Raw genomic sequence first — 14647 nt, forward strand, 5'->3', positions numbered from 1 at the left:
CTGGCGTCCCCGCTGCATATTTAGCGCGCGTGCGGCCACAGCCAGGCCGCACCGCGCACGCCACTGGAGTCACCGTGAATCGCCTGTCGAACCGGCGTATCGCACTCGCCGCCAAACACCCATTGTTTCAGTAAACCGGGCACGGTGTCATACAGCCGTTTAACGTTGCTCATGCCGCCGCCCAGCACAATCACATCTGGGTCTAGTAAATTGACGATATGCGCCAGCGATTTAGCCAGCCGCTGCTCATAGCGTTGCAGTGCCTGCTCCGCCAGCACATCGCCCCGCCCGGCCAGCTCAATAATTTCATGACCCTGGCGCGTCTGCCCGCTCAGACGCTGATAGTCCATGCCAAAACCGGTGCCGGAAATAAACGTCTCGATGCACCCCGTGCGGCCGCAATAACAAGGCATCGATTGCTGATCGCGCCATTCGTCGGCATCCATCCACGGCAGCGGATTATGCCCCCACTCGCCCGCCACGCCGTTGCGCCCGATGTGCGCCTGCCCATTTAAGGCGATACCGGCACCACAACCGGTGCCAATAATCACTGCAAACACCTTGTCTGCACCCGCCGCCGCGCCATCCACCGCTTCGGATACCGCAAAGCAGTTGGCGTCGTTCGCCACCCGCACTGGCCGCCCTAACAGCTGCGCCAGGTCCTGATCCAGCGGTTGCTGATTCAGCCACACCGAATTGGCGTTTTTGACCCGGCCGGTTACCGGCGACAACGTACCAGGAATACCGACGCCCACGCTGCCGCGCTGTCCGGTGGCCTGCTCCGCCATGCCAACCAGATCGGCGATAGATTGCAGGGTTTGCCGATAGTCATGCCGTGGCGTCGCCACCCGGTGGCGGAATGCCTCGCGCCCTTCGTCCGTCAGCGCAATGACCTCGGTTTTGGTGCCGCCCAAATCAATACCTATTCGCACATTGCCTCCTGTTTATTCACCGAACTCGCGTATGCCTGACGATGACATTATCGTAATCGTACCGCCTCTCACCACAATTCGTTATTATGCCCGCTGCGATTAACCCTTGCGTCCTGAAGCTCGCTTCGTGTGATCACGAGAAAGCGCGCCAGCGACGCGCCAGTCTGGGAAGAAAAATGCTGTGGTTTAAAAATTTGATGATTTATCGCCTGAGCCGCGATATCAGCCTCTCTGCGGACGCCATGGAGACACAGCTGGCCTCCTTCGCCTTTACCCCCTGCGGCAGTCAGGATCTGACCAAAACCGGTTGGGTTTCGCCGATGGGACCGCACGGCGACGCGCTGACCCACGTGGTCAACGGTCAGATCCTGATCTGCGCCCGCAAAGAAGAGAAGATTTTGCCTGCGCCGGTTATCAAGCAAGCGCTACAGGCGCGAATCGACAAGCTGGAAGGCGAACAGCACCGCAAACTGAAGAAAACCGAAAAAGACGCGCTGAAAGACGACGTGCTGCACAGCCTGCTGCCCCGTGCGTTCAGCCGGTTTAGCCAGATTTCACTGTGGATAGACACCGTTAATCACCTGATCATGGTGGACGCTGCCAGCGCCAAGAAAGCCGAGGATACGCTGGCGCTTCTGCGTAAAACGCTGGGGTCGCTGCCGGTGGTGCCGTTGACCATGGAAAACCCGATCGAGCTGACGCTGACCGAGTGGGTACGTTCCGGCCAGACGCCCGCCGGTTTCACGCTGCAAGATGAAGCCGAACTGAAAGCGGTGCTGGAAGACGGCGGCGTCATTCGCTGCAAGAAACAGGAACTGGTCAGCGACGAAATCGCCACCCATATCGAAGCGGGCAAAGTGGTGACCAAACTGGCGCTGGACTGGCAGGAACGCATCCAGTTGGTGCTGGCGGACGATGGTTCGCTCAAGCGTCTGAAATTCGCCGATACCCTGCGCGAACAGAACGACGATATCGACCGGGAAGACGTGGCTCAGCGGTTTGACGCCGACTTTACGCTGATGACCGGCGAAGTGGCGGCATTGATCGCCAACCTGACAGAAGCGTTAGGTGGCGAGGCACAACGTTGACCGGTAATCAACGTCGGCCTCTGGACGCCGGGTAACCCGGCGCCCTGTTGATTTACAGCTTAAAGTGGCTGATCGAGGAGTGCAGTTCTTCAGACTGCGACTGCAATGAGGCGAAGGCGGATGCCGCTTCCTGCACCATCGCCGCGTTCTGCTGCACCATTGAGTCCAACTGCGCCACCGCTTTGTTGATCTCCTGAATCCCGCGCATCTGTTCTCCTGATGCATGGGTGATTTCCGACATCACCGTACTCACGGAAGACACGCCGCCGACAATTTCGGTCATGGTGTTACCAGCCTGACGCACCTGCCGCGAACCGGTATTCACACTCTCGACGGTGGATTCGATCAGCGCTTTGATCTCTTTCGCCGCCTGCGCGCTCCGCTGTGCCAGCGAACGGACCTCGCCAGCCACGACCGCAAAGCCACGACCTTGCTCACCCGCACGGGCCGCTTCCACCGCCGCGTTCAGTGCCAGGATATTGGTCTGGAAAGCAATACCGTCGATCACACCGATAATATCGCCAATCTTGCCAGAAGCCACTTCGATCTCCTGCATGGTGTCAACAACCTCGGACACCACTTTCCCCCCTGCGCTGGCATCGTTCGCCAACGAGCGGGTACGATCGTTCACCTGCTGGGCGGAACCGGCCGACTGGGTAACGGTGGCAGAAATCTGCTCCAGTGCGGCGGCGGTTTGCTGCAAGCTGGCCGCGGCCGCTTCAGTGCGGGACGCCAGATCGTTATTGCCGGTCGCCACTTCGTCGGTCGCGGTTTGCAGCGATGCGCTGATATCACGAATTTGCAGCATGATCATGCTGAGTTTGTCGACAAAGGTGTTGAACGAGCGGGCGATCTGCGCCACTTCATCATGACCATCGTCTGGCAAACGCAGGGTCAGGTCGTTGGTGCCGTGACTGATATCGTCCATCGCATCGCGAATCTGTAACAGACGTTTGAGCGAGGCGTTGATCAGCACACCTAACACCACTGAGCCAAGAACACTGATGATCACCAGCGCGACCACCGACGTCCACAGCAGTGAACCCATACCGGCGGTGGCTTCCGCCTTGTCCAGCGCGACCAGCACATACCAATCGGTGCCTGCAACCGGTTGAGCTTTTACCAGCATATCGCGCCCACTGATGCTCAACTGCACCGGGTGGTCAGATTTCAGCACCTGTCCCAGATTCACCTGTGGGGCAATCTCGGTTAATTTTTTCAGCGTCAGCTTGGCGTCTGGATGAGCGATGATGGTGCCGTCCGCCTGGATCAGAATGCCATAGCTGGCAGGCGTTGGATGGATAGCTTTAACGTTGGCGATAACGCTGTCCATGGTTACATCACTGCCCAACACGCCCTTGACGTTACTGCCGTCCAGCACCGGCGCGACAAACGACACCACAATGGTATTGGTTGCCATGTCCAGATACGGCGCGGTCGCGATAGCTTTACCTTCTCTCACTGCCTGCTGATACCAGGGGCGGACAGTGGGGTCATAATTGGCAGGAATACCACCGGGGTCGGAGAATTTGGCAGTATGGGTAGCGTACCCCATATACACGTTGATGAAGCTGCCTGCCGCCGCCATCTGTTTAAATACCGGAATCGGGTCGTCGCTGGTCAACCCCACACCATTGAGCGACGTAATGATTTGTTTTTTAGCCGCCACCCAATCGCTAATAGCCAGGCTATGGCCTGCAGTTACTGCGGTGAGCAGGTTATTGATGGATTCATCGTTATATTTATCAGTTACCCGGTAATTCAAAGAAGTATTAATTACCAGGGCAACCACAATGATAGCCGTGCATACGGCCAGAATACGAGCGCGAGTAGTTTTAAGCATAGTGACCACATCATTATTGAAATGCTTTTTTAAATAACCACAACGATCGCCTCATGAATCACGAGGCATTCCATTCGAAAAAGTAAAGCGGTTTGCCAGAAGTATCTCCTCTCTATCACGCAGATAGACGACACCGCCACCAACAGAAAGGCCTTCTCACAGGAAAATACAATGGCTGCTATCAGATTTACAGATTTATCTGAAATTTTTCATATAAGAAAATAATATGGTTTTTATAATTAATAACAAATCAACAATATAGGAATTTATATATTTTCAAATATCTATATTTCCGCCTGGCAATTACCAAACGTCATTATCACTATACCCCAAATAATTCGAGTTGCAGGACAAAACGTATTGCGTGTTGAACAACGCGAAGCGTTGGCCCTTCAGGGCAAGGCTCATGTGAGCCTTGTAACGCAGCCAACACACCTGCAACTTGAAGTATGACGGGTATATAAAATGGAATAGCAAAACGTTTCGACAATCATATAGCGGCAGAATGACAAACAGATGGCACCGCGACATCGATAAGCACAGAGCGTAACGTAATATCAGAAAACGGCTGTCGATATCACTGACAGCCGCTGATGAAGAAAGGAAACGATGACCAGAATCAGAGATAACGGCACAGATAGGACGAGGGTTCAGACACCTTCAGTTTGAATTCACTTTTTTCCGGCACGTTGAAGACCGCACCGGCTTCAAACAGCTGCCATTCCTGCGCGCCCGGCAACAGCACGTTCAACGCACCGCTGACTACCGTCATTTCTTCCGCCTGCCCGGTGCCAAAGGTATAGTCACCTGCTTCCATCACCCCGACGCTGGCGCGGCCGATGCGGCTGCCGTCAAAACCGATAGATTTTACTTTCCCTTCAAAATACTCATTTACATTCAGCATAATGCCCAACCTTTCTGTTAAAAAATCGATTGACCGTCAGGCCGCTGGCAGACGTAACGTCTGCACCAGTTCCGCAACAATCACAGCGGGCGCTCGGGTGGCGTCCACCACATAGTGCGCCACATCCTGATACAACGCCTCACGCTCACTGAGCACCGCTTCCATCTCTTCAGCGATCGGTCGCCCGGTCAGCGTCGGTCGCTGATGCGCCTGAGGGCTGGCCTCTAACCGCTGCGCCAGCGCCTGTGCTGGTGCGTGCAGGTAAATCACAATCCCCTGCGCACGCATAAACTGACGATTCTGCTCCAGCAGCACCATACCACCGCCGGTTGCCACAATCCGGTTCGGTGCGGTTACCGCGTGTAGTGCCTCGCTCTCCCGGCGGCGAAACCCCGGCCACCCTTCAGCAGCGACGACATCCGCCACGGTCAAGCCGCTGGTATACTGCATAAAAATGTCTGTATCGACAAACTCATAGCCAAGCGACCGCGCCAGCTCACCGCCAACCGTGGTTTTTCCGCACCCTCTGGCACCGACCATAAAAATGGGTTGTGTCATGTCACGACCAGTCCTTATTTTTCTCAGGCTTATCATCCGCAACGGAAACTGCTGCCAACCAGCGCCTGTCATACCAAGAGCAGAATCATACAGGCAATAATCCTTATTAAGAAAGCCTCCGCACGGCCCCGGTATAGGGAAAGCCACTTCACGCCAGCTTTCCGTTTAAATTCAGCACAACACGCCATAATGCTTACCAAACATGGCAAGTTACGCCGTAAAAACCGCCGTTATAGCGCGACGACCATAAAAAACAGTCAGGCCGCCAATCGGCGGCCTGTTCATGCGATAAACGCGTGGATCAATAGGTATGGAAATACTCTTGGATCACCGCCGGATCGCTGGTACGGGTCAGTGCCAGCATCAGCAGAATACGGGCATGAGCCGGGTTAAGAGAATCCGCAACCAGGCCAGGCAGGGCTTCATCTGGCGGCACGATGCCATTACCAGTACGGGAGGAGCGCACCACTACCACGCCTTTGTCCAGCGCCTTACGCATACCGGCAATGCCACGCACCGACACCGACCCGGCCCCCATTCCGGCATAAACAATGCCTTTTACGCCGTGCTGAATAGCCGCGTCGTACAGGTATTCCGGGTCATCCTGATAGCCATACAGAATATCGACTTTCGGCAGTGAAGTCAGACCGCGCACATCAAACACAGAGCGAGTGGTATGCAGCTTATCGATACGGTTCTGATAATAAATACGGTTGCCGATCACAACCCCCAGATAACCTTCTTCATTTGCCCGAAAACTGTCCAGCGTTGACGCGTTGCTCTTGGTGATATAACGAGCAGAACCGATACGGTCATTGAGCACCACCAGCACGCCACGGCCGCGAGATTGCTTATCGCTCGCCACACGGACGGCTTCCAGCAGGTTCATCGGGCCATCGGCGCTAATGGCCGTAGCCGGACGCATCGCCGCCACAAACACCACCGGTTTGTCACTTTTCACCGTCAGATGGAGAAAATAAGCCGACGCCTCCAGCGTGTCCGTACCGTGGGTAATCACCACGCCATCCACATCGTCACGCGCCAGCAGCGCGTTCACCCGCTGGCTCAGTTTCAGCACCACGTCGCCGGTCATGTTTTCGCTGGCCATGTTGGCGAATTGCTCGCCTGTCACATTAGCCAGTTTTTTCACATCGGGTACGGCGTTGATCAGCGTATCTACACCAAGCGCGCCCGCCTTGTAACCGGTGGTCTGAGTGCCCGTCGCTGCCGAACCAGCAATAGTCCCGCCGGTTGCCAGGATGACGATATTTGGCAGTTTATCTGCCGCGTTGGCCGTGAAAGCAAAGAAGAAAACAACAATAAACAGAGATTTAAACCATCGTTCCATAACAGATTCTCTTTAATGGGTCAGAGGACGATCGGGCTATTCCTGCCCGGAAGCCGGCATCAGCCGATCGTTTTTTATCGAAAAACTCCTTATCTGCCAGCGGGTAGGCTGGCATCGGCGCTTATGTTGCAGCGCTCCCCAAAGGCTGTATAGCACCTGATGCCCAACAGGAGAGCCAGATCACTGAATAAGCGACCGATTTTCATCGGCATCCCCTTCAACAAGGCTAATGCGGGCAATGGCATCGCGGCTTGCCTCACGGCGGGCGTCGCCAACCAGTTCCACCAACGTGCCCGATCGCATTTCCAACAATCGGTCCGCCTGTTCGAAATAGTGGTCGTCATGGCTGATGGCGATAACGGTTTTTCCTTCCGCGCGCAGTTGTGGCAATAACACCTGATAAAACACCCGGCGGAATTGCGGATCCTGATCAGCAGCCCACTCATCCAGCAGCAAAATATCGCGTTGCTCCGCTACCGCCAGCAGCAGCGCCACTCGCTTGCGCTGCCCCTGCGAGAGCGACAGGTTCTGGATGCGCTGCGCCGAGATATGCAGTTTCTGGCGCATAGTGAGCCGGTCGAGCCAGTCGGATACCAGCGATGTATCCGGAGCGCCACCTTGCGGCCCCAGCAGGTGATCAAACAGGTAAAAATCGGTAAACACCGCCGAAAACAGCGCCTGATATTGCGCCAGCGGCACCGGCTGGTTATCCAGCATCAGCTCACCTGACACCGGCGTGTATAGCCCGGTCAGTAGCATCGCCAACGTTGACTTGCCGCTGCCGTTACCGCCGATCAGGAACACCAGCTCGCCGCGTCGCAGCGTGAGGGTGATCGGCCCAACCTCAAACCCGCCATCGTCGTCATAGCGAAAGCAGACATCGCGCAGCGTCAGGGTTTGCCACTGGCGAGGGGCGGATGCCGACGAAAATCCAGGCTGATAATCGACCAGCTTCAACTGGCGCAGCTTATCAAACGCGACCTGGGCGCTGACCAGCGTAGGAAACGCGCCGACCGCCTGTAGTAATGGCGTGCGCAAAAACAGCAGAATAAGGGAATAGGTAGCGGCAACCGCGTTATCAGCCCAGCCCAGGCTGTTCGCCATAAAGAACACCGCACCGATTGCCCCCAGCATCATGATGTTCGACCAGTTGATGGCGCTCAGGTGGTAGGTATCCGCCCGGATAATATGGTGGCGGTAGTCGTCGGCATGGCGCTGATAGCCCTGTTCATACAGCTGGCGCGCCCGGTCACGGTTCAGCGACAGCTCTTTGCTGCCGTCGATCACCCGCTGGTAATCGTCATGCAGCCGGTTTTCCTCTTCGCGTACCCGGCTGAAATGGCGATACACGCGGGAAACCAGCCAGTAGCCGCCCCAGATGGTGAGCGCTACCCACAGCGCCGTCACCAGCATCATGCGCGGTGACAGCCAGGCCAGATAGGCAGCGCAACCAAAAGTCAGAATGATGCCCTGCACCAGTTCCGGCAGGCGCACAAACGCCAGCGTGATGGTGCGGATATCGCTGGCAAGGCTGGCCTGCAACTGCGCGGGGCCAATCTGCTGCAACCGTTCCAGCCCGGTGTCGAGAATACGTTTGATCAGTTGCCCGCGCAGGCGGCAGACGAAATGGTGGCCCAGCACGGTCAGCGCCAGTTGCGAAGCCAGCGTCACCGCCATCAACAAGACCAGCAAGCCGATAAACCCCGGCAATACCTCTAATGTCGGGCTAACAGCCTTAATCAGTTGCTGGTTAATGAAGGCGATAAGGCCAATCCCCAGCGCTGCGCTGGCAAGGCTAAGAAAGATGACGGCCAGAAACGGCCAGCGATACTGCCGGTAGACAAGGTGAAGTAACTCCATAATATCCGCTTTTCTGTCACAACGAGCGCAGCCAGTTTAGTCAGCCTTAACGCGATATCAAGAATTATTCTCACTACGGATTACGCCGCCTTTCAGCCGCTTATTCCGGCAGCGTCCAAATTTCACGGGCAATATTCACCATATGCCGCAGTTTGGCCCACTGCTGCTCTTCCGTCGTACCTTCATGACAGCGATGTCCAAAGCCGCACTTTGGGCTAATAGCCAACTGTTGCAGCGGTACGTACAGCGAAGCGGTATTGATCGCCATCTTGACCGAGTTCGGCGCTTCCAACGCCGCACTGTGGGAATCCATCACCCCCAGCACCACTTTCTGACAGCTTACCTGACGCAGCGGCTCCAACCCGACCGGACGCCGGTCATCGTATTCAATGAACAGGCTGTCCACCGCCAGGTTTGCCATCGCATACCCCATCACTTCCCGCCCACCGCCATCAACCCAGTTGGGAGAAAAACGCCGACAGCACATGTGCAGGCTGATAAACATATCTGGCGGGCGTTGCGCCAACGCCTGATTCAACGTACGGGCGCATCGCTCCAGCAGATCGCGTAAGGCAAACCCCGCCGCGTTTTCCTTTTCCATCACCTGCACGTCGCACAAATGTGCCCAGAACAGGTCATCCAGCTGAAGATAGCGGCATCCCTGACGGTAAAACGCCTGAATCACTTTGCGGTATACCATGACCAAATCATCGCAAAACGCGTCCAGCGACGGGTAAACATTATTGTTGCGAATCGCCGGATACATCAGCATGTTCGGGCTGGGAAGCGTCTGCTTCGCCATGATTTCCCCATCGTCGCCCACCGCCTGATGCAAAAAGCGATAATGGGTCAGAAAGGGATGGCCGTCGTCAAAATCGAGTTTACCCACCACCCGCAACCGGCACGGCATATCGCTATCCGGCAGAGAGGCAGCATCAATCTCAATCCCGGTCAGACAGGAGAAAAAATCGTTAATGCCGTCACGAACACGCAGCTCGCCATCGGTAATTGCACTTAGACCACACGCTTTCTGGCGCTTGACCACGTTCAGCACTTCTTCGTTTTCGATTTCCGTTAGCTGATCATGGCTCATCAGCCCTTGACGCCAGTGTTGTCGGGCCACTCTCAGGCGATGCGGCAATAAAAAGCTGCCTACATGCTCAGCATGAAACGGGGGATAAGGTTTTTTCACTGAGCGCATCTCACGCGTCCTTTTGGTTTATACGACACGGTTGGTTTACACAGCTGGTTTACACAACACTGTCGGCGCTTCAATGCGCATCGGTTGACTTGGGTTATCGTTCAGGCGGCGGACTGTTACCGATCCGTTCGCCGATGTCAATTGACGGGCGATGATTCTCGCACCGATCACTTGCACTCGACAAATAACAAAATTTAATTATTTCATTGCTACTAATTTAGGTTATTCCACGATAGCGTATTGACCGGCTATCACCGTTTTTCCTACGCGGCTTTTTTATGCAACAGGAATTGTCCCCACCGGCCGCTATCGTTATGATTCAAAGCTGGTTTTCTGTCAATCCACCGGTCATACCGTCTTATTATTGTGCACGCCTGCTCGCAAGGATGGCTTTATGGAATACACGATCCCCTCTGTCTGGACGCGGTTATTAACGGCAAAAACGCTGGCGCTGATGTTGGCCATCACGTTGCCGCTGCTTGCCGCTTGTGGCCGTACCGCGCTTCCCCCGCTGGGGCAGCCTTCTTTCGATGTTTACCAACAGCAAACCGAACAGTGGGTAGAGCAACATCGGACGTTCCAGTCCGACAATCGTCAGCAGGAACTGCGCTGGAACACGCCGCAGGAAACCCGCCCCGCCGGGCAACCTCGTAAAGGTATCCTGCTTGTGCACGGGCTGGGCGATGCGCCCGGCACCTTCAGCGATGTTGCCCCTGAACTGGCGCGACAAGGATACCTTGTCCGCACGGTATTACTGGCCGGACATGGCACCCGCCCAGAGGATATGATTCCGGTGTCGGTTGATGACTGGCGGCAAGTGGTGGCCGAGCAAGCCAGACAATTGCAGCGTGATGTGGATGAGGTGTATCTGGGCGGCTTTTCTACCGGTGCCAACCTGGCACTGGAATACGCGCTAAAACATCCTGAGATCCGCGGGTTGGTGCTGTTCTCCCCCGCCATTCGCTCCAATGAAACCTTTGACTTCCTGACGCCGCTGATTGCTCCGTTTCGGGAGTGGCTACGCACACCGCGACCAGGCGCGCCCGCGCAACTGACAACGCGCTACCTACGGGTGCCCACCAACGGTTTGGCTCAGTACTATCTCTCCAGCCTGGGGGTACGCCGTCTGTTGTGGCACCGTGATTACGACCGCCCGGTGCTAATGGTGGTCGCCGAACATGACTCTGTGCTGGATACCGCCTACCTGCGACAGACTTTTCGTACCCACTTCACCCATCCCGCCAGCCGTCTTATCTGGTACGGGCAGCCGGACAACGCCATAACCAGCCGGGAACAGGTACGCGGCGATCGTCTGCCGGAGTGGCGCATCAGCCAGTTTTCTCACATGTCGGTCTTATTCTCACCGGATAACCCGTTGTATGGCAGCAACGGCTCAGTGATCCTCTGCAATAATGGCCCTACGTCGCCGGGTGCTGATCAATGCCGCGATCGCAGCCAGTTCTGGTATTCCGACTGGGGTTATCAGGAGGAGGGGAAAACCCACGTGCGGTTGACCTTCAACCCCTATTTTGACTGGCAGAACGGCATCATGCGGGACGTTTTGGCCGCGTCTGACCAGGTATCACCACATTGACGCGCGGTTGTCATTATTGACCGATATACTGGTGCATCGGCGGAGGTGATGTCCGATGCACCATCCCCTCACTCACCAGTTCCCTGTTTTTCTCTTCCGGAGGCCTCGATGGATTTAGCCCTGTTTGATCTGGACGAAACCCTGATCTGTGCGGATAGCACGGGCCTGTGGCTGCGCTGGCTGGAATCACAAGGGTTCGCTGGCGAAGAACTGCTACAGCAAGAGCAGCATCTGATGCAGAGTTACTATCAGGGCACATTGGCGATCGAAGATTACATGTATCTCTCGCTGTCACCGCTGATTGGCCTGAGCGCCGAAACGGTTTCTGGCTGGGTGGAGCGCTTTATCCGGCGCGATATCCTGCCCCGGCTTTACCCGGAAGCGCGCGAACGCATGGACTGGCACCGCCAGCGCGGCGACACGCTGATCATTATTTCCGCCAGCGGCGAACATCTGGTACAACCGATCGCCCATCATCTGGGAGCCCATCATGCGATGGCGATCGGCGTTACGCTGGAAGACGGCCGTTTCACCGGCGACATCCACGGCGTGCCGACATATCAGCACGGCAAAGTGATTCGCATACGCGAATGGCTGGCGCACCGCGATGGCGAGCCATTCAACCAGTTGCACGGCTACAGCGATTCACTCAACGACCGGGCAATGTTGGAATTCGTTGATCAGGCTTACGCTATCAACCCGGCACCTGAACTGGCGACGCTGGCGCAGGAGAAAGGCTGGCTCATCTGCCGCTGGGAACGTTAGTCGAGCGGCTAACGGAACGGAGCGGCTCCAGCCCGATATCCGCCGCCAGCCGCTGATGCTCGCGATCCAGCTCGTCGATAATAAAGGTGATGAAATGGCTTAACGCGGCGGAACGATGCTTGCCCGCCAGCGTCTGCACCTGCAGGCTGCGTTGAGTCAGTGGTTCGCTGCGCACCGGTTTGAGCAGCAACCCGTCCTCCCGCGCTCGATACAGCACCGAAAAATGGCTACAGGCGGTGATGGCATCCGGTGTCTGTTGCATGAAGTAGTAAAGCGCAGAAAAGTTGTTGCAACTGAGCGCCGGTTCCAGAAAGGTGCCACTCATCCGGCAGGAGAGATCGAACAATTGGCGAATGGTCGTGCCCTGCTGCGGCAACACCAGCGGAAACCCGTGCAGATCCGCCAGTTGGACTGGTTTATCCGCTAACGGATGATCCGGCCGCATCAGCAGCAACACCGGTGCTGGGTAAGACGCCATTACTTCAACACCGCGCTCCGGTGACAGGCTGAACTGAAACGCCACGTCGCATTCGCCATTGCGCACCATTTCCGACACCTGTATCGCGGTGCCAACCTGTAGGAAGAACGTCACGGCCGGGTTGTCCTGCCGAAAGCGAGCAAACAACCCCGGCAGCAGATCAAACGCCATGCCATCGGTACAGGCGACCCGCACAAACGTTCGCCGCACCGCTTTCAGCCCCTGAATCTCAGCAATGGCATACTCCATGTCCATCATGCTTTTACGCACATGGTTTTCCAGAATTTGCCCGGCGTCGGTCAACACCATGCCCCGTGCATGACGTTCAAACAACGGCGCGCCGATGCGCTCTTCCAGTTTGTGGATCTGTCGGCTGATGGCCGATACCGCCACAAACAGTTGCTGGCTGGCGGCGCTCAGGGAGCCGGTATTGGCGACCGCCAGAAAATACCTGATTTCATTACTGTGCATCGTATCGCCTCTCCACCTGCCTCGTTTTTGTGCAAGCAAGGTTTATATTAAAAGCAAAGCTTGCTTGCAATTATTATTATTGTGGCAATGCTGGCGATGATTTAGAACGTGGTTAATACCATCACTAAAAAAACACCACTAAAAAAACATCACCACAGACAGACAGGCTCAACATGACAACACCACAGGTTATTCAACAGGCACTGACGTATTTCGACAGCGGTCGCTTCCGTGACGTGCTGGCGCGTCGCGTCGCTATCGCCAGCGAAAGTCAGCGCAGCGACCGGGACGCCGCGTTGCAACAGTATTTATCCGAGGAGATCATTCCGGCCTTGCAGGCACTGGGTTTCGAATTACAGCAAATCGATAATCCGGTCGCGGCTAACCGCCCGTTTTTGATCGCCTCGCGCATCGAAGACGCCGCGTTGCCCACCGTACTGTGCTACGGTCATGGCGACGTGGTATTCGGTGACGACGAGCACTGGAGCGAAGGGCTTTCCCCGTGGCAACTGGTGGAACGCGAGGGCCGCTGGTACGGCCGCGGCAGCGCCGATAACAAAGGCCAGCACTCGATCAATATTGCCGCGCTGGAGCAGGTATTTCAGGCCCGTCAGGGGCGGCTGGGCTTTAACTGCAAATGGCTGTTCGAAATGGGTGAAGAGATCAGCTCGCCGGGATTAGCCGAGCTGTGCCGCCAACATACGCAGGCGCTGCAAGCCGACCTGTTCATCGCCTCGGACGGCCCGCGCCTCAACGCTGAGCGCCCGACGCTGTTCCTCGGCTCGCGTGGTTGCGTCAACTTTCGTCTGACCATCCGCGCCCGCGAGCGGGACTACCACTCCGGCAACTGGGGCGGTCTGCTAAGTAACCCCGGCACGCAGTTGGCTAACGCCATCGCCAGTCTGGTTAACCAACACGGTCAGATGCAGGTGGCGGCACTGAAACCGCCGCACCTGACGCCAGCATTGCGCACCATTCTGGCGGACATCGCGCCCGGCGGGCAAGCGACGGACCCGGCTATCGACCCACAATGGGGTGAAGCAGGTTTGAGCCCGTCCGAACGGCTGTTCGGCTGGAATACGCTGGAGGTGCTGTCATTCCTGACCGGCAACCCGCAGCGGCCGATGAACGCCATTCCCGGCCACGCTACTGCGGTCTGTCAGTTGCGTTTTGTCGTCGGCACCGACTGGCAGCAACTGGCGCAGCATCTGCGCGCTCACCTCGACGAACACGGTTTCACGATGGTGGAGATCAGCGACGTGCGCGGTACACCGGCGACCCGTCTCGACCCGACCGACCCGCTGGTGAACTGGACGCTCGACCTGATGCGCCAGACCTGCGATAAAAAACCGGCGTTGCTGCCTAACCTCGGCGGCTCGCTGCCCAACGAGGTATTCGCCGACATTCTCGGCCTGCCGACCCTGTGGATCCCGCACTCTTACCCGGCCTGCGGCCAGCACGCGGTGGATGAGCACATGCTGGTCAGCGTTGCCCGCGAAGGTTTGCAGATCATGACCCGCCTGTTCTGGGAACTGGGGGAACAAGGCCACGCCGTTCTGGCGCAACACCGCGCACACCGTGCCGCCCACGAGCAGAGCTGAGGTG

Annotated in this window: 12 protein-coding genes; 4 read left to right on the forward strand and 8 right to left on the reverse strand. The window is 56.7% G+C overall.

The window, feature by feature from the left end:
- Positions 1-20: 20 nt before the first annotated feature.
- Positions 21-932 (reverse strand): fructokinase, encoded by a 912-nt coding sequence (gene mak / locus OB87_RS15105; RefSeq protein WP_033570235.1) that lies wholly within the window; start codon positions 930-932, stop codon positions 21-23.
- A gap of 176 nt (positions 933-1108) precedes the next feature.
- On the opposite strand from mak, the gene rdgC reads away from it, so the two are divergent.
- Entirely contained in the window at positions 1109-2020 is a 912-nt protein-coding gene (gene rdgC, locus OB87_RS15110; protein ID WP_033570236.1) for a recombination-associated protein RdgC, read from the forward strand.
- A 52-nt stretch (positions 2021-2072) separates the two neighbouring features.
- Here the strand turns inward: rdgC and OB87_RS15115 are convergent, their stop codons facing one another.
- The 6 genes from OB87_RS15115 to OB87_RS15140 form a co-directional block, all read right to left on the reverse strand.
- Positions 2073-3863, reverse strand: coding sequence for a methyl-accepting chemotaxis protein (locus tag OB87_RS15115; protein WP_033570237.1), 1791 nt, complete (start codon positions 3861-3863; stop codon positions 2073-2075).
- A gap of 619 nt (positions 3864-4482) precedes the next feature.
- The gene (ppnP, locus tag OB87_RS15120) at positions 4483-4767 is read right to left on the reverse strand and encodes a pyrimidine/purine nucleoside phosphorylase (protein WP_033570238.1); all 285 of its coding nucleotides are present in this window, start codon (positions 4765-4767) and stop codon (positions 4483-4485) included.
- A gap of 36 nt (positions 4768-4803) precedes the next feature.
- Positions 4804-5325, reverse strand: coding sequence for a shikimate kinase AroL (aroL, locus tag OB87_RS15125; RefSeq protein ID WP_033570239.1), 522 nt, complete (start codon positions 5323-5325; stop codon positions 4804-4806).
- A 301-nt stretch (positions 5326-5626) separates the two neighbouring features.
- Positions 5627-6673 carry an asparaginase gene (locus OB87_RS15130; RefSeq protein ID WP_033570240.1) on the reverse strand — a complete coding sequence of 349 codons (1047 nt, stop codon included), beginning with the start codon at positions 6671-6673 and terminating at the stop codon, positions 5627-5629.
- 180 nt (positions 6674-6853) lie between these two features.
- Complete coding sequence (locus OB87_RS15135) at positions 6854-8533, reverse strand: multidrug ABC transporter permease/ATP-binding protein (RefSeq protein ID WP_033570241.1); 1680 nt, start codon at positions 8531-8533, stop codon at positions 6854-6856.
- 100 nt (positions 8534-8633) lie between these two features.
- The gene (locus OB87_RS15140) at positions 8634-9734 is read right to left on the reverse strand and encodes a uroporphyrinogen decarboxylase/cobalamine-independent methonine synthase family protein (protein ID WP_033570242.1); all 1101 of its coding nucleotides are present in this window, start codon (positions 9732-9734) and stop codon (positions 8634-8636) included.
- A 394-nt stretch (positions 9735-10128) separates the two neighbouring features.
- Here OB87_RS15140 and OB87_RS15145 point away from each other — a divergent pair, with 394 nt between their 5' ends.
- Together OB87_RS15145 and OB87_RS15150 are read left to right on the forward strand one after the other, a co-directional pair.
- Positions 10129-11328: an alpha/beta hydrolase gene (locus OB87_RS15145; protein ID WP_033570243.1), complete on the forward strand. Its 1200-nt coding sequence runs from the start codon at positions 10129-10131 to the stop codon at positions 11326-11328.
- Positions 11329-11436: 108 nt separating this feature from the next.
- Positions 11437-12093, forward strand: a complete 657-nt coding sequence (locus tag OB87_RS15150; RefSeq protein ID WP_033570244.1) for an HAD family hydrolase — start codon at positions 11437-11439, stop codon at positions 12091-12093.
- Here OB87_RS15150 and OB87_RS15155 read toward each other — a convergent pair.
- Positions 12071-13042, reverse strand: a complete 972-nt coding sequence (locus OB87_RS15155) for a LysR family transcriptional regulator (RefSeq protein WP_033570245.1) — start codon at positions 13040-13042, stop codon at positions 12071-12073. The genes OB87_RS15150 and OB87_RS15155 overlap by 23 nt on opposite strands.
- Before the next feature lie 173 nt (positions 13043-13215).
- Between OB87_RS15155 and OB87_RS15160 the strand changes: the two genes are divergently transcribed.
- Positions 13216-14643, forward strand: a complete 1428-nt coding sequence (locus tag OB87_RS15160) for a M20 family metallopeptidase (protein WP_033570246.1) — start codon at positions 13216-13218, stop codon at positions 14641-14643.
- Positions 14644-14647 lie beyond the last annotated feature (4 nt).

The organism is Dickeya undicola (assembly GCF_000784735.1).
Lineage (GTDB): Bacteria > Pseudomonadota > Gammaproteobacteria > Enterobacterales > Enterobacteriaceae > Dickeya > Dickeya undicola.